The sequence below is a fragment of the Pseudoxanthomonas fibrivorans genome (genome assembly GCF_041464125.1).
GTDB lineage: Bacteria > Pseudomonadota > Gammaproteobacteria > Xanthomonadales > Xanthomonadaceae > Pseudoxanthomonas.
In genome coordinates this window covers 1,918,074-1,941,372 of record NZ_JBGNUG010000001.1, presented here as the reverse complement: position 1 = coordinate 1,941,372, position 23,299 = coordinate 1,918,074, and the positions used below count along the sequence as shown (strand labels likewise).

Here is a 23,299-nt window from a genome sequence, read left to right as displayed (position 1 = left end):
CCCGGTCATGGTCATGGCCGGCGGCACCGGCGGCCACATCTTCCCGGCGCTGGCCGTGGCCCACGTGCTGCGCGCGCGCGGCGTGCCGGTGGTGTGGCTGGGCGCGGCGGGCGCGATGGAAACGCGGCTGGTGCCCCAGCACGGGATCGAGATCGACACGCTGCCGGTGGCCGGGGTGCGCGGCAAGGGCAAGCTGGCATTGCTCGCCGCACCGTTCCGGCTGGCGCGCGCGGTCCAGGCCGCGCGCGGAGTGCTGCGCCGTCGTCGTCCGCGCGCGGTCATCGGCTTCGGCGGCTTCGCCTCCGGTCCCGGCGGCCTGGCGGCCTGGCTGTCGGGCCTGCCCTTGCTGGTGCACGAACAGAACCGCGCGCCCGGCATGACCAACCGCGTGCTGTCGCGGCTGGCGCGCCGCACGCTCAGCGGCTTCCCGGGCAGCTTCGCGCTCGAGGAAGTGGCGGGCAATCCGGTCCGCGCCGCGATCGCGTCGCTGCCGCCACCGCAACAGCGGCTCGCCGGGCGGCAGGGTCCCCTGCGGCTGCTGGTGCTCGGCGGCAGCCAGGGCGCGCGTGCGCTCAACGACGCCGTGCCGCTGGCGCTCGCCGCGCTCGCCGATGTCGCCGTCGAGGTGCGCCACCAGTGCGGTGAGAAGCTGCGCGCCGAAGCCGGGCGCGCCTACGCCGCCGCCGGCGTGACCGCCAGCGTCGAGGCCTTCATCGAGGACATGGCGGCCGCCTACGCGTGGGCCGACCTGGTGGTATGCCGCTCCGGCGCCTCGACCCTGGCCGAGCTGTGCGCCGCGGGAGTCGGCAGCGTGCTGGTGCCGTTCGCCGCCGCGGTCGACGACCACCAGACCCGCAACGCCGAATACCTCGTCGATGCCGGCGCGGCCGTGCTGCTGAAGCAGGACGCGCAGCTGGCCGCGAACCTCCAGCCGCTGCTGCGCGCCCTGGCGGCCGACCCGGCGCGGCGCCTGGCCATGGCCGGCGCCGCGCGCGGGCTGGCGCGGCCGGACGCGGCCGAGCGCATCGCCGACATCGTCCTCGAAGAATCCCGTCCGTCCGACACGTCCCCCGGAGTACCCGCATGATCCGCCGCCTGCACGACACCGACGACCTGGTGCGCGCCTTTCCCCGCGTGCACTTCGTCGGCATTGGCGGCACCGGCATGAGTGGCATCGCCGAGGTGATGCTGACCCTCGGCTACGAGGTGTCCGGCTCGGACACCGCCGACAACGCCGCGACCCGCCGCCTGGCCCGGCTCGGCGCGCGCATCGTCCGCGGCCATTCGGCGGCCAACGTACTCGGCACCGATTGCGTGGTCGTCTCCAGCGCGATCCGCGAGGACAACCCCGAGCTGATGGAAGCGCGCAGCCAGCGCATCCCGATCGTGCCGCGCGCAGCGATGCTGGCCGAGCTGATGCGCTTCCGCCGCGGGATCGCGGTTGCCGGCACGCATGGCAAGACCACCACCACCAGCCTGACCGCGGCGGTGCTCAGCGAGGGCGGGCTCGATCCGACCTTCGTGATCGGCGGGCAGCTGCTGGCGGCCGGCGCCAACGCCAAGCTCGGCGGTGGCCAGTGGCTGGTCGCCGAGGCCGACGAAAGCGACGGCAGCTTCCTGCGCCTGAACCCGCTGGTGGCGATCATCACGAACATCGATGCCGACCACCTGGAGAACTACGGCGGCGATTTCGCCCGGCTGCAGTCGGCGTTCGCCGAGTTCCTGCAGCGGCTGCCGTTCTACGGCCTGGCCGTGCTGTGCATCGACGACCCGGAAGTCGCCGCGCTGGCCGCGCACACGCCGCGCCACGTGATGACCTACGGCACCGCCGAGAACGCCGACGTGCGCGCCGACGACATCGTCCAGGACGGCGGGCGCATGCGCTTCACCCTGCGCCTGCCCGAGGGCGCGACGGTGCCGGTGACCCTGGCCCTGCCGGGCCGCCACAACGTGCTCAACGCGCTGGCCGCCGCGGCGGTGGCCTGGCAGCTGGGCGTATCGCCGGAGCACATCGCCGCGGCCCTGGAGAAGTTCGCCGGCATCGGCCGCCGTTTCAACGACCTGGGCGAAGTGGCGACGGCCGCCGGCGCGAAGGTGCGCGTGGTCGATGACTACGGCCACCATCCGAAGGAGCTGGCGGCGGTGTTCGCGGCCGCGCGTGGCGGCTGGCCCGACAAGCGCCTGGTCGTGGCCTTCCAGCCGCACCGCTATTCGCGCACGCGCGACCAGTTCGACGCCTTCGCCGCGGTGCTTTCCGAGGCCGATGCGCTGGTGCTCAGCGAGGTGTATCCGGCCGGCGAGGCCCCGATCCCCGGCGCGGACGCGCGTGCGCTGGCCCGCGCCATCCGCGCGCGCGGCCGCAGCGAGCCGGTGGTGGTGGGGCAGGTGGCCGATCTCGCCCACGTGCTGCCGGACGTGCTGCAGGACGGCGACCTGCTGCTGATGATGGGGGCGGGCGACATCGGCTACGTGGCCCACCAGATCGCCTCCGACGGCTTCGCGCCGGGGAGCCGCCCGTGAGCGCCTTCATGCTGCCGGCGCCGCGCTTCACCGATCCTTCGGTGTTCGGCCGCGTGGCCGTGCTGATGGGCGGTACCAGTTCGGAACGCGAGGTGTCGCTGGACTCCGGGCGCAACGTGCTCGAGGCGCTGCGCGCGCACGGCGTGGATGCGCACCCGGTCGACGGCATCCCCGCGCTGGCCGAGGCGCTGCTGGCGAAGAAGTTCGACCGCGTGTTCAACGTCCTGCACGGCCAGCGTGGCGGCGGCGAGGACGGGGTGGTCCAGGGCCTGATGGACGCGCTGGGCGTGCCGTACACCGGGTCGGGCGTGCTCGGCTCGGCACTGGCGATGGACAAGGTGCGGACCAAGCAGGTGTGGCTGTCGCTGGGCCTGCCGACGCCGCGCTACGTGCGCCTGGCCAATGGCGTGGACGCCGCGTCGGTGCACGAGGCCGCGCGCAGCCTGGGCCTGCCGGTGATCGTCAAGCCGTCCTGCGAGGGATCGAGCGTGGGGGTCTCGCGGGTGCTGGCCGACGACGACCTGGATGCGGCGGTGGAACTGGCCGCGCGCTACCCGGGCGAGCTGCTGATGGAGCAGATGGTGATCGGCGACGAGCTGACCGTGGGCATCCTCGGCGACCTGGCGCTGCCGTCGATCCGGATCGTGCCCAAGGGCCAGTGGTACGACTACCACGCCAAGTACGTGGCCGAGGATACCCAGTACCTGTGCCCGGGCCTGGGCGAGGCCGACGAGGCGCAGATCGGCGCGCTGGCGCTGGCCGCGTTCCGCGCCGCCGGCTGCGGCGGCTGGGGCCGGGTGGACGTGATGCGCGACCGCGGGAGCGGCGCGCTGTACCTGCTCGAGGTCAACACCGCGCCCGGCATGACCAGCCACTCGCTGGTGCCCAAGGCCGCGCGCCAGGTCGGCGTCGGCTTCGAGGACCTGTGCTGGCGGATCCTGGAGGACACGATCCCCGTGCCGGCCGCGGATGCCGGCGCCGCCGGAGGTGCCGCTGCGTGAACGCGCTGCTGCGCATCCTGGCCTGGCTGCTCGCGGTGGCGCTGGTCGCGCTGCCGGTGGTGGCCGTGCTCAACGGCTGGGTCGGCGCCGAGCGCTGGCCCCTGTCGCGCCTGCGCGTGACCGGCCAGTTCGAGCGGGTCCAGGCCGAGCAGCTGCGCGCGGCGGTGGCGCCGTACGCCGCCCGCGGCTTCTTCGCCGCCGACCTCGATGCCGCCCAGCATGCGGTGGAGAAGCTGCCCTGGGTGGAGCACGCGCAGGTGCGCAAGCAATGGCCGGACGTGCTGGAGATCCATGTCCAGGAGCACAAGCCGTTCGCGTTCTGGGGCGAAGACCGCCTGTTGTCCGAGCGCGGCCGGCTGTTCCCGCTGCCGCGCGACCTGGCCGCCGGCCGCCTGCCGCGCCTGGGCGGCCCCGACGGGCGAACCGCGGAAGTGGTGGCGCTCTACAACGAAGCGCGCGGTCAGTTCGCGCCATTGGGTTACGACGTGGCTCGCCTGGCGATGGACGCGCGCGGCAGCTGGTCGATGACGCTCGACAATGGCATGGAGGTGGTCGTCGGCCGCGACGATGCGCGCGCCCGGCTGCAGCGCTTCGCGCGCGTCCTGCCGCAGCTGCTGGTCCAGCAGGCGCGGCCGATCGCGCGGGCGGACCTGCGCTACACCAACGGCTTCACCCTTGCCTGGGGCACGCCCGCGGCTTCCACATCTTCTTCCCCCCATCCGCAGGCGCCGGCCGGCGCGGCGCGGACGCAACCACGGCAAGCGAGCAGTACATGAACCGCAAAGGCGACAAGTCCCTCATCGTCGGCCTCGACATCGGCACCTCCAAGGTGGTGGCGCTGGTGGGCGAGTATTCGCCGGGCAACCCGATCGAGGTGATCGGTATCGGCTCCCACGAGTCGCGCGGCCTCAAGCGCGGGGTGGTGGTGGACATCGAGTCGACCGTGCAGTCGATCCAGCGCGCGGTCGAGGAGGCCGAGCTGATGGCCGGCTGCGAGATCCGTTCGGTCTACGCCTCGATCTCGGGCAACCACGTGCAGTGCAAGAACTCGCCGGGCATCGTCCCGATCCGCGACGGCGAGGTGACCTGGGCCGACCTGGACCGCGTGCTCGACGCGGCCAAGGCGGTCGCGATCCCGGCCGACCAGCGCATCCTGCACGCGATCCCGCGCGAATACGTGCTCGACGATTCGCAGGAAGGCATCCGCAACCCGGTCGGCATGACCGGCGTGCGCCTGGAGGTGCATGCGCACCTGGTCACCTGCGCGCAGTCGGCCGCGCAGAACATCACCAAGTGCGTGCAGCGCTGCGGCCTGCAGGTCGACGACCTGATCCTGTCCTCGCTGGCGTCCTCGGTGGCGGTGCTGACCGCCGACGAGCGCGAGCTCGGCGTGGTCCTGGTCGACATGGGCGCCGGCACCACCGACATCGCGGTGTTCATCCAGGGCGCGATCTGCCACACCGCCTCGCTGCCGATCGCCGGCGACCACGTCACCAACGACATCGCGCACATGCTGCGCACGCCCACCCCGGAAGCCGAGCAGATCAAGGTGCGCTACGCCTGCGCGCTGGCACAGCTGGCCACCGCGGAAGAGAGCATCCAGGTGCCCAGCGTCGGCGACCGGCCGCCGCGGCGGATGCCGCGCGCCTCGCTGGCGCAGGCGGTGCAGGGCCGGTACGAGGAGATCTTCGAGATGGTCCAGGCCGAGCTGCGCCGGTCCGGCTTCGAGGAACTGGTCCGCGCCGGCATGGTCCTGACCGGCGGCGCCTCGAAGATGGAAGGCGTGGTCGAGCTGGCGGAGGAGATGCTGCAGATGCCCGTGCGCATCGGCATCCCGCAGCACGTGACCGGGCTGGGCGAGGTGGTGGGCAACCCGGTCCATGCGTCCGGCGTAGGCCTGCTGCTGATGGGCAGCCAGATCGAGCATCCGCGCCGGCCGTCGCTCCCCAGCGGCCGCGCCGGCAGCTTCTTCAAGAAGATCTTCAAGTGGTACGGCGGCGAGTTCTAGGCCGCGTGTTGGTGCGGGTGAGGTGGTTGGAGGTGGTTGTTGCAGGAAGCCGGCATCGCCGGGGACAGGGTGGCAGCGGCAGGAACAGCGGGCAGGCCCCGCCTGCTGTGGAACAGGCGAACGACAACTGACGCCGGAGCACAGAAAGCCGGCACTTATATAAAGAGGACAACGGACATGGCACATTTCGAACTGATCGAGAAGATGGCTCCGAACGCGGTGATCAAGGTCATCGGCGTCGGCGGCGGCGGCGGCAATGCCGTCGCGCACATGGTCAACAGCAGCGTGGACGGCGTTGAGTTCATCACCGCCAACACCGACTCCCAGGCGATCAAGAACTGCGGCGCCCGGATGCAGCTCCAGCTCGGCGGCAACGTCACCAAGGGCCTGGGCGCGGGCGCGAATCCCGAGGTGGGCCGCCAGGCCGCGCTGGAAGACCGCGAGCAGATCATCGCCGCGCTCGACGGCGCCGACATGGTGTTCATCACTGCCGGCATGGGTGGCGGCACCGGCACCGGCGCCGCGCCGGTGGTGGCGCAGCTGGCCAAGGAGATGGGCATCCTGACCGTGGCCGTGGTCACCAAGCCGTTCCCGTTCGAGGGCCGCCGCCGCATGCAGGTGGCGCTCAAGGGCATCGAGGAGCTGTCGGCCCACTGCGACTCGCTGATCACCATCCCGAACGAGAAGCTGATTACGGTCCTGGGAAGGAACGCGACGATGGTGCAGGCGTTCCGCGCCGCCAACGACGTGCTGCAGGGCGCGGTGCAGGGCATCGCCGACCTGATCGTGCGCCCGGGCCTGATCAACGTCGACTTCGCCGACGTGCGCACCGTGATGTCGGAGATGGGCCTGGCGATGATGGGCACCGGCACCGCCCGCGGCGACGACCGCGCCCAGGCGGCGGCCGAGTCCGCGATCCAGAACCCGCTGCTGGACGACGTCAACCTGGCCGGCGCCAACGGCATCCTGGTCAACATCACCGCCGGCCCGGACTTCACCATGGCCGAGTTCGACGAGATCGGCCGCACCGTCGAGGGCTTCGCCTCCGAGGACGCGACCGTGGTGGTGGGCACCGTGCTCGATCCGGAAATGCAGGACGAAGTGCGCGTGACCGTGGTCGCCACCGGCCTGAACCGTGCCGTGGCCCGCCAGCCGGTGCGCGAGCGCGAGTTCGCCGGCGGCCGTGCCGACTTCTCGGCACGCGAGCCGATGCGCGCGCCGGTCCGGCTGGTCCGCGACGCCACCACCGGCCTGCCGATCGACGACGCCTTCGGCGTCGACCCGGTCGCCAGCGCGGTGGGTGGTCTGGGCCTGCGCCGCGGGGGAGCTTCGGGTGCCGCGGCGAGTTCCGCGCCGGCCCCGGCCGCGGCCGACCTGCCGAGCGACTACCTGGACATCCCGGCGTTCCTGCGTCGCCAGGCGGACTGAGCTCCCGGCCGGCGTCCTGCGACGCCGGTCGAAGGCATCCGCCGCGGTAACGTCCCGCCTGTGGCATCCGGTCGCGCGCGGCCGGCGTCCGTTGTCCTTGCTGCCGGGCCTTCCAGGCCCGGCAGGTTTTCGTCGCCAGACGACCTCCCATCGCCTGCGCCGGCGTGGCGCCGGACACCACGGGAGGCACGCCGCAGTCCGTTAAGATTCAGCTAAACGCGTGATATTCTCGGCCTCTTCACGCGGCACTCCATACGGATATCCCGTCGCACGGTGGACCCATGACCCGGCAGCGCACCCTCAAGAACACGATCCGCGCCACCGGCGTTGGCCTGCACAGCGGCAACAAGGTCTACATGACCCTGCGCCCCGCACCGGCCGACCACGGCATCGTGTTCCGGCGCACCGACCTGGATCCGGCGGTGGAAGTGCCGGCCTCCGCGGGCCTGGTCACCGAGACCACGCTGTGCACCGGCCTGACCTGCGGCGAAGCCAAGATCCAGACCGTCGAGCACCTGATGTCGGCCGCGGCCGGCCTCGGCATCGACAACCTGATCGTCGAGCTGTCGTCGGCCGAGCTGCCGATCATGGACGGCTCGTCGGGCCCGTTCGTGTTCCTGCTGCAGTCCGCCGGCGTCGCCGAGCAGGACGCGCCGAAGCGCTTCATCCGCATCCTCAAGGACGTGGAGGTGCGCGACGGCGACAAGGTCGCGCGCTTCACGCCGTACGACGGCTACCGGCTGGACTTCACCATCCAGTTCGACCATCCGATGATCCCGGCCAGGCAGTCGCGCCACACGCTCGAGTTCTCGACCGCCGCCTACATCCAGGAAATCTCCCGCGCCCGGACCTTCGGCTTCATGCGCGACCTGGAGTACATGCGCGAGCTCAACCTCGGCCTGGGCGGCTCGATGGACAACGCGATCGTGCTCGACGAGTTCCGCGTCCTCAACGAGGACGGCCTGCGCTACGCCGACGAGTTCGTCCGCCACAAGATCCTCGACGCGATCGGTGACCTCTACCTGGTCGGCGCCCCGATCCTGGGGGCGTACGAGGGCTACAAGTCCGGCCACGCCCTCAACAACAAGCTCGCCCGCGCGTTGCTGGCCGACGCCAGCGCCTGGGAGCGGGTGAGCTTCGAGGACCATGCCGCGCCGGCCCCGCTGGCCTACGGGACCCCCGCGCTGGCCTGATCCCCGGCGCCGACGCCCCGCGGCGTCCGCCATCGCCCTGGTCGTCCAGCCCGCCCCCGGGGAGTCCCTGCGCGCGCGGCTTTGCCCCGTCCACTTCAGGGTGGCCCATGGCCGCAACGAGCGCGGCCTGCTTCATCACGACCACCGCCGGCCGATAGCTACCGGGCGGGGCCAGTCGTGCTCCAGACCTGAACCGTCTATTCAGTTCGGAGAACGTTTTCATGTCTTCATGGACTTTCATGAAGCGTGAACCCGATCCGCCGTTCGTATCCCGCGTAACGAGTTTTTAATGATTCGCTAACGACGTGAGGGGGATGTGACGATAGGATGCCCCGCGGGTTGGCCTCCAGCGACGGGACACTACGTTGCGGGGCCGGTCGAAGACCCCGGGGCAGGAGCTCCGGAATCCGGGGAATCGGAAGGATCGGATTCCCGCAGGGATGCCAATGCGTCGCTCACGGCTTGCCGGGCGGTCGCTGAAACCAGGGGGACCGCGGGGCCTGCCGGTACGGGTGGCTGCCACGGGACGGTAGTCGTTTTGACGATGACTGCAGTGGGGTTCAGCCCGACGGAGCGGGCCGCATCGAGGAGTTCGGCTTCTGCCAGGCGCACCCGCGCCCGCCAGACCGGGGAATCGGTGACAAAAACGAGCTGACCGCCGGATACGTTGGCCAACCGGCAATGGGGCGCCAGCCCCGGCGGCAGCAGGGGACGCAATTGCTGGTCCAACGCGTCGAGCCAAAGGGCTCTTCGCAAGGGGGCGCCAGTCTCATCCGCCAGCGCGGCTTCTGCCGCGGGAAGCGGGACCGCCGCCCGGCGCGTGTTGGGCTTTACATCAGGCATACCCAAAGCATGAGCTATAAATTCTTCGTAAGAAACCCGCGTGCGCGCCATGCCGACGGCCTCTCCGGCCGGGTCCAGCAACTGGCCTCGCAGCGCCCGGGTCTCGCCGTCGCCGCCGTACTGGCCACCGGTGTCCTGTTCGGGACCGGGGCCGGCGTCGCGATCGGATTCGCCAATGCGCAGCACTCCTCCGCGCGCCTGGCCGCGCAGCAGCAGGAGCTGGAGCAGGTCCGGCGCCAGTCCCAGCAGGAAATCAACGCGCTCGCCGCCCGCCTGGGCGAGCTGCAGGCCCAGGCCAACCGCCTCAACGCGCTGGGCGAACGGCTGACCGAAGCCGGCCAGCTCGAAGACGGCGAGTTCGACTTCCACGGCACGCCCGGCCAGGGTGGCGCCGGCGTCGCCCGCGACATGCCCCGCGACGAGCTCGTGGCAGGCCTGGACGAGGTCCAGCAGCAGTTCGAGGTTTCCGGGCGCCAGCTGGGCGTGATGGAGTCGCTGCTGTTCGATCGCCAGCTCGAGAACAATGCGCTGCCGGTGCGCTCGCCGGTCCGCCGCAGCTACATCACCTCCAGCTTCGGCAACCGCGCCGATCCGTTCGGCCGCGGCCGGCAGTTCCACAAGGGCATCGACTTCGACGCCAATGTCGGCGACCCGGTGATGTCGGTGGCCGATGGCGTGGTCAGCTTCGCGGGTTCCCGCAGCGGCTACGGCCACACGATCGAAGTCGACCATGGCAACGGGTATGTCACCCGCTACGCGCACAACTCGCGCCTGACGGTGAAGGCCGGCGACCTGGTCCGCGCTGGCGAGCAGGTGGCCAAGGCCGGTTCGAGCGGCCGCTCCACCGGCGCCCACGTGCATTTTGAGGTCTGGGAGAACGGCAGCGTGGTCAACCCGCGCAAGTTCCTGACCGACGGACGCGCGCCGGTGGCCAAGCGCACCCGCGGCTGAGCCTTCCACCACCGGCCGGCCCCGAGGCCCGTCCCGCGCAGGGGCGGGCCTTTTCGTTTCGGCGCGGGCTGCGGCCGCGCACGGGCGGCCGACGACGGTTCCGCGTGCCTTGAGATCGGTGGCCGGCGTCCCAAGCTACAATGTCATGTTGCCTCGGACGGGCCTGTTCGCCCTGTCCGCATGGACCGCCCGCTGGCGGCGGTCCCAGGCGTTCATTCCCAACCGGCCCCATCGATGATCAACAAACTGCTTACCCGTGTCTTCGGCAGCCGCAACGAACGGCTCCTGCGCCAGCTGGACCGCATCGTCGCCAGGATCAACGCCCTCGAACCGGAGATGAAGCAGCTCTCGGACGACGAGCTCAAGGCCAAGACCCCGCACTTCCAGCAGCGCATCGCCGGCGGCGAGCCGCTCGACAAGGTCCTGCCCGAGGCGTTCGCGGTGTGCCGCGAGGCCAGCCGCCGCGTGCTCGGCATGCGCCACTACGACGTCCAGCTGATCGGCGGCATGGTCCTGCACCTGGGCAAGATCGCCGAGATGCGCACCGGCGAAGGCAAGACCCTGGTCGGCACGCTGCCGGTGTACCTCAACGCGCTCGAGGGCAAGGGCGTGCACGTGGTCACGGTGAACGACTACCTGGCCCGCCGCGACGCGGCGTGGATGGGCAAGCTCTACAACTGGCTGGGCCTGAGCGTGGGCGTGGTCTACCCGGGCATGCCGCACTCGGACAAGAAGGCGGCCTACGCCTCCGACATCACCTACGGCACCAACAACGAATTCGGCTTCGACTACCTGCGCGACAACATGGCGCTGTCCAAGGCCGACCGCTTCCAGCGCGGGCTGCACTACGCCATCGTCGACGAGGTCGACTCGATCCTGATCGACGAGGCGCGCACGCCGCTGATCATTTCCGGCCCGGCCGACGAGTCGCCGGAGCTGTACATCCGGGTCAACCGCATCGTCCCCCAGCTCAAGCGCCAGGACGCCGAGGATGGCGAGGGCGACTTCTGGGTCGACGAGAAGGGCAAGCAGGTGCACCTGTCCGAGGCGGGCATGGAGCATGCCGAGTCGCTGCTGCGCCGCGCCGGGATCCTGGGCGAGGACGACAGCCTGTACGGCGCCAACAACCTGTCGGTCGTGCACCACCTCAACGCCGCGATGCGCGCGCACGCGCTGTTCCAGCGCGACGTGGACTACATCGTCCGCGACGGCGAGGTAGTGATCGTCGACGAGTTCACCGGCCGCACCCTCGCCGGTCGCCGCTGGTCCGACGGGCTGCACCAGGCGGTGGAGGCGAAGGAGGGCGTGCCGGTCCAGCGCGAGAACCAGACGCTGGCCAGCATCACCTTCCAGAACCTGTTCCGCATGTACAAGAAGCTGTCCGGCATGACCGGCACGGCGGACACCGAGGCCTACGAGTTCCAGAGCATCTACGGCCTGGAAGTGATCGTGATCCCGACCCACAAGCCGGTGCAGCGCAAGGACTACCCGGACCAGGTGTTCCTCAACCGCGAGGGCAAGTTCCGCGCGGTGCTGGCCGACATCGAGGACTGCTTCAAGCGCGGCCAGCCGGTGCTGGTCGGCACCACCTCGATCGAGACCTCGGAGATGCTCTCCGAGTACCTGCGCAAGGCGGGCGTCGTGCACGAGGTGCTCAACGCCAAGCAGCACGAGCGCGAGGCGCAGATCGTCGCCAACGCCGGCCGCCCCGGCGCGGTGACCATCGCCACCAACATGGCCGGCCGCGGCACCGACATCGTGCTGGGCGGTTCGCTCGAGGCCGAGCTGCACGAGCTCGGCGAGGAAGCCACCGCGCTGGACAAGGCCAAGGCCAAGACCGCCTGGCAGCAGCGCCACGACCAGGTGAAGGCCGCCGGCGGCCTGCACATCGTCGGCACCGAGCGCCACGAGTCGCGCCGCATCGACAACCAGCTGCGCGGCCGTTCCGGCCGCCAGGGCGACCCGGGCTCGTCCCGCTTCTACCTGTCGCTGGAAGACAACCTGATGCGCATCTTCGCCTCCGACTGGGTGCAGAAGGCGATGCGCATGATGGGCATGAAGGAAGACGACGTCATCGAGGACAAGCTGGTCAGCCGGCAGATCGAGAAGGCGCAGCGCAAGGTCGAGGCGCACAACTTCGACATCCGCAAGAACCTGCTCGATTTCGACGACGTCAACAACGACCAGCGCAAGGTGATCTACGCCCAGCGCGACGAGCTGCTGGACGCCGATTCGGTCAAGGACAACGTCGACGGCATCCGCGGCGACGTGGTGGCCGAGATGGTCGCCCGCTACGTGCCGGCCGAGTCGGTCGACGAGCAGTGGGACCTGCCCGGCCTGGAAGCGGCGCTGGCCGGCGAACTGGGCCTGGACCTGGACCTGCAGGGCCTGGCGAAGACCCGCGAGGAACTCGACGCCGAGGCGATCGAGCGCCACGTGCAGGAATCGGTCGAGGCGCTGTTCGCGCAGAAGGAGGCCCAGCTGGGCACCGAGACCGCGCGCGCGCTGGAAAAGCACATCATGCTCAACGTGCTCGACCAGGGCTGGAAGGAGCACCTCGCGCGCATGGACTACCTGCGCCAGGGCATCCACCTGCGCGGTTACGCGCAGAAGCAGCCCAAGCAGGAATACAAGAAGGAAGCCTTCGAGCTGTTCTCGGAGATGCTGGACAACGTCAAGCGCCAGGTGGTGACCCTGCTGGCGCGCGTGCGCATCCGCAGCGAGGAGGAAGTGGCCGAACTGGAGGCGCAGGAGCGCGCCCAGGCCGAGGCGCAGCTGCGCCAGGCCCAGTTCCAGCACGCGGCCGCCGCCGGCTACGACACCGAGGACGAGGTCGCCGCGATCGAACGCGAGCGCCACGCCTCCGTGATGGGCACCGCCGCCGCCGGTACCGTGGTGCGCGAGGCGCCGAAGGTGGGCCGCAACGACCCGTGTCCCTGCGGCAGCGGCAAGAAGTACAAGCACTGCCACGGCCAGCTGGCCTGATCCGGCCGCGGGCGCCGCTCACGGCGCCCGCCTGCCCCGCGGCGGGAAGGCCGCAGGGCCCGGCCCCTGCCTCGATCCCGCCCGCATCCGCGGCCTCGCCCGCGGACATGCCGCCTGCCTCCGCGGGCGTCCGATGACGTCCAGCAGGTTCACGGGGTTCGGATGCGCCGGTAAGCTGGGTCCATGGAAGCACCTTTGCGCTCGATCCATGTGGTGGCCGGCGTCCTCACCGACGTGCGCGGCCGGGTGCTGCTCGCCCGCCGCGGCGAGGACAGCGACCTGTCGGGGCTGTGGGAGTTTCCCGGCGGCAAGCGCGAGCCCGGCGAAACCTCCGAACAGGCACTCGTCCGCGAGTTGCACGAGGAGCTGGGGATCGAGGCCGAAGTCGGCGAGGCGCTCATCGAAGTGCCGCAGGAGTACCCCGGCAAGCGGTTGCGCCTCGAAGTGCGGGCGGTGCGCCGCTGGAAGGGCACGCCCCGGGGACGCGAGGGCCAGGCCCTGACCTGGGTCGCACCGGATCGGCTGGCGCGCTATTCGATGCCGTCGGCCGACGTGCCGGTGGTCGGTGCGCTGCGCCAGCCCGACCGCTACCTGGTCACGCCCGAACCCGGCACGGACATGGCCTCCTGGCGCCATTCGCTGCAGCGCGCGCTGGAGTCGGGCATCGAGCGCATCCAGCTGCGCGCCCGCAGCCTCCCGGCGGAGGCCTACGCCGCGCTGGCGCGCGAGGTCGCCGACGCATGCCGTCGCGCCGGCGTCGACCTGCTGCTCAACCGCGACGTCGCGCTGGCGGCCGAACTGGGAGCGGGGGTGCAGCTGGGCAGCGAGCAGCTCGCCGGCGTCTCCGCGCGGCCGCTGCCCGAGGGGCAGGCCGTGGGCGCGTCCTGCCACGACCTCGAGGACCTGCGCCAGGCCCAGGCGCTCGGGTGCGATTTCGCCGTGCTCGGGCCGGTCGCGGCGACCGCGACCCATCCGGGTGCGACGCCGCTGGGCTGGGACGGCTTCGTCGCCCTGCGCGAGCAGGTCGCGCTGCCGATCTACGCGATCGGGGGCCTCGGCCCGGACGACCTGGCGGTCGCCCGCGGCCACGGGGCGCAGGGCATCGCCGCCATCCGCGGCTTCTGGCCGTAGCGGGCGAGGTCCGCTGCGTGCGGACCCGCCGTTCGACGCCTAGGAAGCCGCGTCCGGCGCGCGGGGGGCGCCTGCCAGCGCGCGGTAGCGTGCGTCGAGCGCGGCCACCGGCGCATCGAGGTGGGAGGGATGCCCGTCATTGACCAGGACGTCGTCGGCGATCGCCAGCCTGGCTTCGCGTGACGCCTGGGCCGCGATCATGCGCGTGGCCAGCGCTTCGTCGATGCCGTCGCGGAGCATCAGTCGCGCGTGCTGCAGTTCCACCGGCGCGTCCACCACGAGGGTGCGCGACAGCCACGGGTAGGCCGCGCGACCGCCCGCCTCGGCCAGCAACGGGATCGCGGCGATCGCGTACGGCCCGGCGGCGGCGCGGCATTCGCGCGCCAGCGCGAGCCGGATCTCGGGATGGGTGATGGCCTCCAGGTCCGCGCGCGCCTGCGGGTCCTCGAACACGCGCTCGCGCAGGCGGCGACGGTCCAGGCGGCCGTCGGCGAGCAGCATGTCCGCGCCGAAGCGCTCCGCGATGCGCGCCAGCGCGGGCTGGCCGGGTTCGACCACGGCGCGCGCGACGAGGTCGGCGTCGGCCACGTGCACGCCCAGCGCCTGGAAGCGCCGCGTCACTTCGCTCTTGCCGGAAGCCACGCCTCCGGTCAGGCCGATGATGAAATCGCTCATGCCGTGATTGTAGGAGCCCCTCGCGGCCGGCGGGCGGCCGTGGCGCGGGTGCGCGTGGCGGCGGCGCTCAGTACAGGCCGGTGAGCTGCCGGTAGGCCGCGTCGATCTCGCCGCCCCAGAAGAACACGAGCCAGCCGGCGATGGCCAGGTACGGTCCGAACGGGATGTGGGTCGCGCGGTTCCGCCCGCGATAGGCCAGCCATGCCGCTCCGATCACCGCGCCCAGCAGCGAGGACAGCAGGATGACCGGGAGCACGCCTTTCAGTCCCACCCATGCGCCGAGCGCGGCCAGCAGCTTGAAATCGCCGTGGCCCATGCCTTCCTTGCCGGTGACCTGCTTGAACAGCCACCACACGCTCCAGAGCGAGACGTAGCCGACGATCGCCCCGAGCAGGGCCGGCTTGGCGGGAATGAACAGGTTGTCCAGGCTGGCGACCAGGCCCAGCCACATCAGCGGCAGGGTCAGGCTGTCCGGCAGCAGGCGGGTGCGCAGGTCGATGCCCGAGGCGGCCACCAGGAACCACGTCAGCACCATCGCGCCGAAGCCCTGCCAGCCGAAACCGAAACGCCAGGCGCAGGCCAGGGTGAGCAGGCCGGTCAGCAGCTCGACGAGCGGGTACTGGATCGAGATGGGCTGGCCGCTGTAGCGCGAGCGGCCGCGCAGCAGCACCCAGCTCAGTACAGGGATGTTCTCCCACCACTTGAGCCGGTCACCGGTGGCCGGGTCGTGCGAGGGTTCGACCACCACCCCGGGCGGGGGCGGGTCGTACAGCTCGGGCAGCTCGAGGATGTCGCGCGCATCGCGCTTCCATTCCCATTCCAGCCGCCGCGGCAACCTCAGGATGACCACGTTGAGGAAGCTGCCGACGGCCAGGCCGACGGCGGCGGCGAGGGGATAGCCCAGCAGGGGCTGCTGGTCGAGGAATGCCATGCGCGGGGGAAGTGCCTAGATCGTTGCGGCCAGCTTGAAGATGGGCAGGTACATGCCGATCACCATCGAGCCGACCACGCCGCCGATGAAGATCATGATCATCGGCTCCAGCAGGCTGCTCAGCGCGTCGACCGCGTTGTTCACTTCCTGCTCGTAGTACTCGGCCACCTTGAACAGCATGGTGTCGAGCGCGCCGGCCTCTTCGCCGATCGCCGCCATCTGGATGACCATGTGCGGGAACAGCCCGGTCTGCTTCATCGCGAGGTTGACCGGGTAGCCCACCGCCACGTCGTCGCGGATGCGGTAGACCGCCTTCTCGTACACGCTGTTGCCGGTCGCGCCGGCGACCGATTCCAGCGCCTCCACCAGCGGCACGCCGGCCTTGAACGTCACCGCCGTGGTCCGCGCGAAACGCGCCACCGCGCTGTTGTGCATGATCTGGCCGACCACCGGGACCTTCAGGATCAGCCGGTCCAGGCCGTGCTGCATCGCCGGCGAGCGGCGGTAGAGGAACAGCAGGGCGAAGATGCCGCCGACGATGCCGATCAGGAACGCCCACCACCACTTCACCATGAAGCGCGATGCGCCCACGATCAGCTGGGTGAACGCCGGAAGGTCCGCGCCGAAGCTGGCGAAGGTCGACTCGAACTGCGGCACCACGAAGATCAGCAGGATCGCGCTGACGATGATCGCCACCGCGATGACCACCGCCGGGTAGAACAGCGCCTTCTTGATCTTGCCCTTCAGCGACTCGATGTTTTCCTTGTAGCTGGCGATGGTCTCCAGCACGGTCTCGAGCACGCCGGCGCTTTCGCCGGCCCGGACCAGGTTGCGGTACAGCTCGTCGAACTGGACCGGGTGCTTGGAGATGGCCTCGTACAGCGAGGAGCCGCCCTCGATGTCGGTGCGGATCCCGTCGATCATCCCCTTCATGCGCGGGTTCTTGTGGCCGCCGCCGATGATCTCGAGCGAGGACACGATCGGCACGCCCGACTTCATCATGGTCGCCATCTGGCGGCTGAAGAAGGCGATGTCCTTGGGGGTGATGGTCGCGCCGGCCTGGCCGAACAGCGGCTTGGGCTTCTGCTTGACCACGGTCGGGGTGATGCCCTGGCGGCGCAGTTCGGCCTTGAGCATGTTGGCGTTCTTCGCCGGCTGCTCGCCCTTCATCTTTACGCCGCGCTTGTCGGTGCCTTCCCAGACGAAAGGCACCAGCTGGCTGGTCCCCCGGTCTACAGGCACTGAATTCCTAACGGCGCTTCGGCTCGCGGACATGCTCAGGTCTCCCCGCCGGCATTCCCCGCGCCGGCTTTCCGTCGCATGGTAGCCGCTAATGTGGCGGGTGGCACGCCACCCCGATCACGCTTTGCACCTGCGCGGGGCGCGCGGCGCCGGACCGGGACGGGGGCGATTGCGCGGCATCGGTGCGACCGGGGCCGGCGCAGCGCCGGGCGATCCGCGGGCTCGCGCGGGTGCGCGGGTCGTGCGGCGGCCGCCAGCCGGATGCGCCGGGGCGCTCGGGAGCCCCACGCGGACGGCCGCGGCCTAGTCGAGGGGAGCGGCCCGAACAGGGACATACAGAAGGGCATGGTCCCGGTAGTGACCATAATTGTCACAATGTGACGCGAAGGGTCGAATCCGCCTCTGCGGCCCGGATCACAGTTCGAACGTGTCCGCGGACATCTCCCGTCCCGGCAATGACTGGTAGGATGAACAGGCGGTCAGGTGCCGGAAAGTTGGCACCAAACCTGCGTGCCTCCCGGCACGTGGCATACGCCGCGCACCACCCGCGCTCCGGTAAGGACACGGGTCCGAAGGTCAAGTGTCCTACCCATCACCGCTCTAGGGGAAATGTATGAAGAAGAACATGCAGGGCTTCACCCTGATCGAACTGATGATCGTGATCGCGATCATCGCCATCCTGGTCGCCATCGCGCTGCCGGCCTACCAGGACTACACCATCCGTACCAAGGCCGGTGAAGGCCTGAGCGTCGCTGCCGGCGCCAAGCTGGCGGTGGCCGAGACCGCGCAGTCGCTGGGCGGCCTGTCGGAAATCACCGCTTCGAACTCGGGCTACAGCTTCAGCCCGTCGAAGTATGTCTCCGAGGTCTCCGTGGAAGAAGGCACTGGCGTGATCAACGTCACCACCCAGTCGACCGGTGCTTCGTCGGACATCACCTTCACCATCACCCCGTCGGCGGACAATGGCCGTATCGACTGGCGCTGCGTGGGTGATGCTCCGAAGACCTCGCAGCTGCCGGCCAGCTGCCGCCCTGAGTAATCGCGGGTCTTGCCGCAACATCGAAAGGCCCCGGTTCTCCGGGGCCTTTCTTTTTGGATACCATCCCGGCGGATCGTCGGTTTTCTGGGGAATGCGGGTGAAAATGGCTCCCTGGCTGCAGCGCAGCCTGCCTCTGCTCGTCCTGGCGGCACTGGTCGTGCTTGCCTACGGCGGCGTGATCCACAACGGCTACGTCTGGGATGACCGCTACTTCCTGCTCGACTTCGCCTGGTTCGATTCCGCCGGCTCGGCGGTCCGCACGGCGTTCTCGCCGCTGTTCCAGAACCAGAGCTATGTCCGCCCGATCCCGCTGCTGACCCTGTTCGCCGAGGGCATGCTGGCCGGGCGCAACCCGGCGGTCTCGCATGCGGTCAACGTGCTGATCCACCTGGCCTGCGCGTTCCTGGTGTTCCTGCTGGCGCGCGACGCGCTGCGGCGTACCGGCCGGGCCGAGGCGACGGCGCGCTGGTCCGCGCTGGCGCTGGCCGCGTTCTTCGCGGTGCACCCGGCCCTGTCCGAGGCGGTGATCTGGGTGTCCTCGCGCTTCGACCTGGTCGCCACCCTGTTCATGCTGCTGGGCCTTTGGGTCGCCACGCGCGAGCGCTGGCCGGCCTGGGCGGTGGCGGGCGGGGTGGCGGGCTGCTTCCTGCTGGCGGCGCTGTCCAAGGAGAGCGCCGTGGTGTTCCCGTTCCTGCTGCTGGCGCTGCTGGCGCTGCGCAACAGCGCTGCCGCCGACGGCCGCCGCCTGTTCGACGTGCTGCTGTCGCCGCGGTGGCTCGGGGTCATGGCTGCCGGTGCGGCAGTCGGCGTCGTCTACCTTGTCATCCGCCATGCGATCCTAGGCGGATTCGGCACCCACGGCAGCGTGGACCTGGGCGTCGACGAGAACCTGGCCCGGGTCATGGTGGTGCTGCCCAAGTATCTCCAGTTCACCCTGCTGCCGCTGGTCGGCAACTCGCCCCAGCACATCTTCAGCTGGACCGCCGAATCCAGCCTGTTCGACTTCATCCTGCCGATGGCGCTGACCGTGGCGCTGCTGGTCACGGCGGTACTGCTGTCGATCCGCGGCAAGCCGGCCGGCTGGCTGCTGCTGGCCTGGATCATCTGCTACCTGCCGGTGATGCACCTGGTGCCGCTCAACATCGGCAACAACTCGATCCAGCAGCGCTTCATGTACCTGCCCACGGCGGTGGTGCTCGCGCTGCTGCCGTATGTGGTTCCGCCCCTGCGGCTGTCGGCCGCGGCGCGCCGGGTGCTGCCGCTGCTGGTCGTGGGCCTGCTGCTGGCCTGCGTGCTCGTGGTCCGCTCCATCGTGCCGGCCTGGCGCACCGACCTGACGCTGTGGCTGTGGGCCGACCAGATGGCGCCGCGCTCGTTCATGGTCCGCGAGAACCTGATCTGGGCGTACCTGGACCTGCGCCGCTTCGACAAGGTCGACGAGGAGGTTCTGCGCCTGCGCGAGGACGGCATCCTCACCTCGGTCAACGCGCTGGTGAACGTCGGCGTGAGCCACTACATGCGCGGAGACTTCGAGAAGGCGATCGGCTATTACGAGCAGGCCTTGCATAACACTACGCCTGAGGACCGGAGCGGCTCCCTATACATAAACCTTGCGGTGTCCTACGCCATGGTCGGACGCGACGACGAGGCGCGCGCGATGATCGCCACCGCGATCCGCGCCAACGACCGCAGCCACGTGGCGATCGGCGACCTGCTGGCGTTCTGCGACGGCCAGGAGGTCGACACCCGCCGCTTCGGCGCGATCGAGCTCGACCGCGCCGAAGCGGCGGGGGTCGACCAACTGGCCGGCGCAGAACGCCAGCAGGGCGCCGATCGCCACGTGGCTGCGGGCGTTGGCGCGGATCGCCGGGGCGATCATCGCGCGCGCCGCGTCGGCGCGATCGAGCTCGAACGCGCCGAATCGACCCGCGCCACCATGGTCGGCCTGCTCCGCGACCGGCGCCCGTCGGGCCGCTGGCCGCAACTGTGCCCGGACCCGGCCGCGCTGGCGTCCGAGCCGCTGGTGCCGTTCCAGCCATGATGGAGGCACAGGCCAAGCCCGCCGCGCAGGCGCAGGGTGCCTCGTGGCTGCCCGGCCCGGCGCTGCGCGAGGCGCTGGGCCTGGCCGGCAGCGTGCTGACCGCCTACCTCCTCGTCGCCACCTGGGTCCGCGGCGGCGATGGCTCACTGCCGGAGCGGATCGCACAGGCGTCCGCGCGCAGCCTGGTGGACGTGGTCCTGTTCCTGCTCGGCGCCGGCGTGTCCTACGGCGTGCTCGCCGTCCTCCCCGTGCCGTCGCGTGCGCGCCTGTGGGCGTTCCGCGCCGTGGCCGGGGCGGGCGCGCTGCTGCTGGCGGCGCAGCTGCTGTTCCACCGCGAGACCGGCATGTTTTTCTCGGGGGACGTGGCGGCGTACGCGCTGTCGAACATCGGCGAGCTGTCGAAGGTCCTGTCGGGCTCGGCCTCGAACCTGGCCAGCCTGCTGATCGTCGCGCTGTTCGCCGCGGCCTTCGCGCTGCCGCTGCTGCTGCGCGACCGGGCGGCGTGGGCCGGGGCGATGCTGCCGCTGCTGATGGTGCCGCTGCTGGTCGTGGTGGCCCAGGCCGGGGCGCTCAACCGCGAAGGCGAGGGACGCGTGCTGGCCGGCCATTCGGCCTTCGTCGCGCTGCTGCGTCCGCCGTACCCGGAGGCGGCCGGCGGCGAAATCCCCGCCTATGCCGCGCCGGAGGTGCCGCCGCTTCCGGCGGCCGGAAGCGATGCGCCGAACATCGTGCTGGTCGTGCTCGAGTCGACCCGCGCGATCTCGGTGCCGCCGTTCGACTCGGGCAGCGGACCGCGGGCGAACATGCCGCACCTGCAGGCGCTGGCGGCGCGCAGCCGCGTGTTCACCCGCGCCTACACCACGACCTCGCACACCTCCAAGGCGCTGACCGGCATCCTCTGCGGCATCCATCCCTACCCGGAGATGCGGATCGTCGAGAGCCGCGAGGGCGGCATCCCGGCGCCGTGCCTGCCCGGCCTGCTGGGACAGGCGGGGTACCGGACGCTGTTCATCCAGTCGGCCACCGGGAAGTTCGAGAACCGGCCCGGGCTGGTCGCCAACGCCGGCTTCGAGGCGGGCCTGTACAAGGAACAGATCGCCGAGGGCTACGCCGGCTCGGGTTACTTCGGCCTCGACGAGGGCGCGATCCCGCCGCAGTTCACGCGCTGGTGGAGCGCGCACCCGCGCACGCCGAAGTTCGCGACCATCCTGACCTCGATGACCCACCATCCGTACCAGGAGCTGGGCAAGGCGGCCGCGGCCGACGATGCCGGCCAGCGCCAGGCCTACCTCAACGTGCTCGAGTACACCGACCAGGTGCTGCAGCGGATCATCGACGCGATCGAGGCGTCGGGCGAGGCGGGCAACACGGTGCTGGTGGTGACCGGCGACCACGGCGAGAGCTTCGGCGAGCATGGCCCGCGCCAGCACGACTCGGTTCCGTTCGAGGAGGTCACCCGCGTGCCGCTGCTGGTCCGGGACGGCCGCGACCGGCTGCCGACCGGCACCGATGACGCGCTGCGCCAGCACCTGGACCTGCTGCCCACCCTGGTCGGCATCGCCGGCGGCCGCGTCGAAGGCGGGCCCGGGCGCGACCTGTTCGACGCGGCGGGCCACGCGCAGGTGGTGACCAGCTGCTGGTACGCGGGCGCCTGCATGGCGACCCTGACGCCGACGCTCAAGTGGGTGTACGCGCCATCGCAGCGTAAGCTCCTGGCGTTCGACCTGGCCGCGGACCCGGACGAGGCGAGCGACGTGTCCGGCCGCTATTCGCCCGCGGAACGGCAGGAGGTGGCAATGGCGATGCTGCGGCACCAGGAGTCCATCCGCCGCTTCTTCGACGGGCGCGCCGCCAGCGGCGCCGCGCAGGCGACCCGGTGAGTCCGATGGACAAGGTCCTCTGCGTCGACCTGGACGGGTGCCTGGTGCGGACCGACCTGCTGTACGAGTCGCTGCTGCTGCTGCTCAGGCGCAACCCGGCGTACCTGCTGCTGCTGCCGTTCTGGCTGCTCGGGGGCAAGGCGCACCTGAAGGCGCAGATCGCCCGCCGCATCGAACTCGACCCGGCCACGCTGCCGTACGACCCGCGCGTGCTGGAAGCGGTGCGGGCCAGCCGCCGGACCCGCGTGCTGTGCACCGCGGCCGATGCGCGGCTGGCCGGGCAGGTCGCCGCCCACCTCGGGCTGTTCGACGAGGTCGTCGCCAGCGATGGCACCACCAACCTCGGCGGCCGCGAGAAGGCGCGGGTGCTGGTCGAGCGCTACGGCGTCGGCGGCTTCGACTACATCGGCAACCACCATGTCGACCTGCACGTGTGGCGCCACGCCAACGAGGCGTGGATCGCCAACGCGCCCGATTCGCTGGCCCGGCGTGCGGCCGCCGTCTCGCGCGTGGGCGCCCACTGGCCCGGGGAGCGACGCTCGCTGCTGCCCTGGATCAAGGCGATCCGCCTGCACCAGTGGCTGAAGAACCTGCTGGTCTTCGTTCCGCTGCTCGCCGCCCACCGCGTGCTCGATCCGGTCGCCGCCAGCCAGGCCGTGCTGGCGTTCCTGGCCTTCGGCCTGTGCGCGTCGGGCGCCTACCTGGTCAACGACCTGCTCGACCTGCACAGCGACCGCCAGCATCCGCGCAAGCAGCGCCGCCCGTTCGCTTCCGGCCGGTTGCCGATCCTGCACGGGCTGCTGGCGGCACCGCTGCTGACCCTCGGCGGTGGCCTGCTGGCATGGCTGGCGGCACCGGCGTTCGTCCCGGTGCTGTTGCTCTACTGGCTGACGACGCTGGGTTATTCGCTGTGGTTCAAGCGCATCGAGATGCTGGACGTCACCGTCCTGGCGGGGCTGTACACGCTGCGGATCATCGGTGGCGCGGTGGCGGTCGGCGTGCCGCTGTCGTTCTGGCTGCTGGCGTTTTCGATGTTCATCTTCCTCAGCCTGGCCATCCTCAAGCGCTACACCGAGCTGGCTGCGCTGGTGGGCGAGGGGCGCGCGCGGGCCAGCGGTCGCGGCTACGCGATCGAGGACCTGCCGCTGCTGCAGTCGCTGGGCGGGGCCGCGGGCTACATCGCCGTGCTGGTGCTGGCGCTCTACATCAACAGCAGCGACAGCGTGGCGCTCTATTCGCGCCCGCAGGCGCTGTGGCTGCTGTGCCCGCTGCTGCTCTACTGGGTGAGCCGGGCGTGGGCGCTGGCGCACCGGGGACGCATGCACGACGACCCGGTGGTGTTCGCCGCCACCGACCGGGTGAGCCTGCTGGTGGCGGCGCTGTGCGGGGTGGTGCTGCTCGTGGCACTGTAGTTGATGGGTTCCTTCAAGC

The 23,299-nt window shown here is 70.8% G+C and carries 17 protein-coding genes and 1 pseudogene; 14 read left to right on the top strand and 4 right to left on the bottom strand.

The genetic code is table 11. The features are described from left to right. Nucleotides 1–7 precede the first annotated feature (7 nt). The 7 genes and pseudogenes from murG to lpxC all read left to right on the top strand — a co-directional run bounded on the left by murG (nt 8) and on the right by lpxC (nt 8,150). Complete coding sequence (murG, locus tag ACA089_RS08870; protein WP_372017722.1) at nt 8–1,087, top strand: undecaprenyldiphospho-muramoylpentapeptide beta-N-acetylglucosaminyltransferase; 1,080 nt, start codon at nt 8–10, stop codon at nt 1,085–1,087. Beyond that, nucleotides 1,084–2,520 carry a UDP-N-acetylmuramate--L-alanine ligase gene (gene murC, locus ACA089_RS08865; protein WP_372015858.1) on the top strand — a complete coding sequence of 479 codons (1,437 nt, stop codon included), beginning with the start codon at nt 1,084–1,086 and terminating at the stop codon, nt 2,518–2,520. Before murG ends, murC begins: the two co-directional genes overlap by 4 nt. 8 nt (nt 2,521–2,528) lie before the next feature. Next, complete coding sequence (locus ACA089_RS08860; protein ID WP_372017720.1) at nt 2,529–3,521, top strand: D-alanine--D-alanine ligase; 993 nt, start codon at nt 2,529–2,531, stop codon at nt 3,519–3,521. Continuing rightward, nucleotides 3,518–4,198, top strand: a pseudogene (locus ACA089_RS08855) (cell division protein FtsQ/DivIB); the annotation flags it as partial. The gene ACA089_RS08860 and the pseudogene ACA089_RS08855, both read left to right, overlap by 4 nt. Before the next feature lie 95 nt (nt 4,199–4,293). Beyond that, nucleotides 4,294–5,529: a cell division protein FtsA gene (ftsA, locus tag ACA089_RS08850; protein ID WP_372015855.1), complete on the top strand. Its 1,236-nt coding sequence runs from the start codon at nt 4,294–4,296 to the stop codon at nt 5,527–5,529. A 177-nt stretch (nt 5,530–5,706) separates the two neighbouring features. Next, complete coding sequence (gene ftsZ, locus ACA089_RS08845) at nt 5,707–6,957, top strand: cell division protein FtsZ (RefSeq protein WP_372015852.1); 1,251 nt, start codon at nt 5,707–5,709, stop codon at nt 6,955–6,957. 281 nt (nt 6,958–7,238) lie between these two features. After that, a complete protein-coding gene (lpxC, locus tag ACA089_RS08840; RefSeq protein WP_372015849.1) occupies nt 7,239–8,150 on the top strand; it encodes a UDP-3-O-acyl-N-acetylglucosamine deacetylase in 912 nt (303 codons plus the stop codon). 360 nt (nt 8,151–8,510) lie between these two features. Here the strand turns inward: lpxC and ACA089_RS08835 are convergent, their stop codons facing one another. After that, nucleotides 8,511–8,993 carry a DciA family protein gene (locus ACA089_RS08835; protein ID WP_372015846.1) on the bottom strand — a complete coding sequence of 161 codons (483 nt, stop codon included), beginning with the start codon at nt 8,991–8,993 and terminating at the stop codon, nt 8,511–8,513. Between the two features lie 9 nt (nt 8,994–9,002). Here ACA089_RS08835 and ACA089_RS08830 point away from each other — a divergent pair, with 9 nt between their 5' ends. The 3 genes from ACA089_RS08830 to ACA089_RS08820 all read left to right on the top strand — a co-directional run bounded on the left by ACA089_RS08830 (nt 9,003) and on the right by ACA089_RS08820 (nt 14,060). After that, nucleotides 9,003–9,944: a peptidoglycan DD-metalloendopeptidase family protein gene (locus ACA089_RS08830; RefSeq protein WP_372015843.1), complete on the top strand. Its 942-nt coding sequence runs from the start codon at nt 9,003–9,005 to the stop codon at nt 9,942–9,944. A 234-nt stretch (nt 9,945–10,178) separates the two neighbouring features. Next, entirely contained in the window at nt 10,179–12,929 is a 2,751-nt protein-coding gene (secA, locus tag ACA089_RS08825) for a preprotein translocase subunit SecA (protein ID WP_372015840.1), read from the top strand. Between the two features lie 183 nt (nt 12,930–13,112). Beyond that, nucleotides 13,113–14,060: a Nudix family hydrolase gene (locus tag ACA089_RS08820; protein WP_372015838.1), complete on the top strand. Its 948-nt coding sequence runs from the start codon at nt 13,113–13,115 to the stop codon at nt 14,058–14,060. A 39-nt stretch (nt 14,061–14,099) separates the two neighbouring features. Here ACA089_RS08820 and coaE read toward each other — a convergent pair whose 3' ends face one another. The 3 genes from coaE to ACA089_RS08805 all read right to left on the bottom strand — a co-directional run bounded on the left by coaE (nt 14,100) and on the right by ACA089_RS08805 (nt 16,941). After that, nucleotides 14,100–14,735, bottom strand: a complete 636-nt coding sequence (coaE, locus tag ACA089_RS08815; protein ID WP_372015835.1) for a dephospho-CoA kinase — start codon at nt 14,733–14,735, stop codon at nt 14,100–14,102. 67 nt (nt 14,736–14,802) lie between these two features. Further along, on the bottom strand, nt 14,803–15,666 hold the full coding sequence (locus ACA089_RS08810; protein ID WP_372015833.1) for a prepilin peptidase: 864 nt from the start codon (nt 15,664–15,666) through the stop codon (nt 14,803–14,805). A gap of 15 nt (nt 15,667–15,681) precedes the next feature. Continuing rightward, nucleotides 15,682–16,941, bottom strand: a complete 1,260-nt coding sequence (locus ACA089_RS08805; protein ID WP_372015830.1) for a type II secretion system F family protein — start codon at nt 16,939–16,941, stop codon at nt 15,682–15,684. A gap of 580 nt (nt 16,942–17,521) precedes the next feature. Between ACA089_RS08805 and ACA089_RS08800 the strand changes: the two genes are divergently transcribed. The 4 genes from ACA089_RS08800 (at nt 17,522) to ACA089_RS08785 (ending at nt 23,280) form a co-directional block, all read left to right on the top strand. After that, complete coding sequence (locus tag ACA089_RS08800; protein ID WP_372015827.1) at nt 17,522–17,947, top strand: pilin; 426 nt, start codon at nt 17,522–17,524, stop codon at nt 17,945–17,947. A 103-nt stretch (nt 17,948–18,050) separates the two neighbouring features. Further along, a complete protein-coding gene (locus ACA089_RS08795) occupies nt 18,051–19,988 on the top strand; it encodes a tetratricopeptide repeat protein (protein WP_372015825.1) in 1,938 nt (645 codons plus the stop codon). Further along, on the top strand, nt 19,985–21,868 hold the full coding sequence (locus tag ACA089_RS08790; protein WP_372015823.1) for a sulfatase: 1,884 nt from the start codon (nt 19,985–19,987) through the stop codon (nt 21,866–21,868). The genes ACA089_RS08795 and ACA089_RS08790 overlap by 4 nt, the downstream gene beginning before the upstream one ends. Before the next feature lie 5 nt (nt 21,869–21,873). After that, nucleotides 21,874–23,280: a UbiA family prenyltransferase gene (locus ACA089_RS08785; protein ID WP_372015821.1), complete on the top strand. Its 1,407-nt coding sequence runs from the start codon at nt 21,874–21,876 to the stop codon at nt 23,278–23,280. Nucleotides 23,281–23,299 lie beyond the last annotated feature (19 nt).

Coding starts and splice junctions, on each gene's coding strand:
- murG (WP_372017722.1), top strand. CDS start 8: ATGGTCATGGCCGGCGGCACCGGCGGCCACATCTTCCCGGCGCTGGCC.
- murC (WP_372015858.1), top strand. CDS start 1,084: ATGATCCGCCGCCTGCACGACACCGACGACCTGGTGCGCGCCTTTCCC.
- ACA089_RS08860 (WP_372017720.1), top strand. CDS start 2,529: ATGCTGCCGGCGCCGCGCTTCACCGATCCTTCGGTGTTCGGCCGCGTG.
- ftsA (WP_372015855.1), top strand. CDS start 4,294: ATGAACCGCAAAGGCGACAAGTCCCTCATCGTCGGCCTCGACATCGGC.
- ftsZ (WP_372015852.1), top strand. CDS start 5,707: ATGGCACATTTCGAACTGATCGAGAAGATGGCTCCGAACGCGGTGATC.
- lpxC (WP_372015849.1), top strand. CDS start 7,239: ATGACCCGGCAGCGCACCCTCAAGAACACGATCCGCGCCACCGGCGTT.
- ACA089_RS08835 (WP_372015846.1), bottom strand. CDS start 8,993: ATGCCTGATGTAAAGCCCAACACGCGCCGGGCGGCGGTCCCGCTTCCC.
- ACA089_RS08830 (WP_372015843.1), top strand. CDS start 9,003: ATGAGCTATAAATTCTTCGTAAGAAACCCGCGTGCGCGCCATGCCGAC.
- secA (WP_372015840.1), top strand. CDS start 10,179: ATGATCAACAAACTGCTTACCCGTGTCTTCGGCAGCCGCAACGAACGG.
- ACA089_RS08820 (WP_372015838.1), top strand. CDS start 13,113: ATGGAAGCACCTTTGCGCTCGATCCATGTGGTGGCCGGCGTCCTCACC.
- coaE (WP_372015835.1), bottom strand. CDS start 14,735: ATGAGCGATTTCATCATCGGCCTGACCGGAGGCGTGGCTTCCGGCAAG.
- ACA089_RS08810 (WP_372015833.1), bottom strand. CDS start 15,666: ATGGCATTCCTCGACCAGCAGCCCCTGCTGGGCTATCCCCTCGCCGCC.
- ACA089_RS08805 (WP_372015830.1), bottom strand. CDS start 16,941: ATGTCCGCGAGCCGAAGCGCCGTTAGGAATTCAGTGCCTGTAGACCGG.
- ACA089_RS08800 (WP_372015827.1), top strand. CDS start 17,522: ATGAAGAAGAACATGCAGGGCTTCACCCTGATCGAACTGATGATCGTG.
- ACA089_RS08795 (WP_372015825.1), top strand. CDS start 18,051: ATGGCTCCCTGGCTGCAGCGCAGCCTGCCTCTGCTCGTCCTGGCGGCA.
- ACA089_RS08790 (WP_372015823.1), top strand. CDS start 19,985: ATGATGGAGGCACAGGCCAAGCCCGCCGCGCAGGCGCAGGGTGCCTCG.
- ACA089_RS08785 (WP_372015821.1), top strand. CDS start 21,874: ATGGACAAGGTCCTCTGCGTCGACCTGGACGGGTGCCTGGTGCGGACC.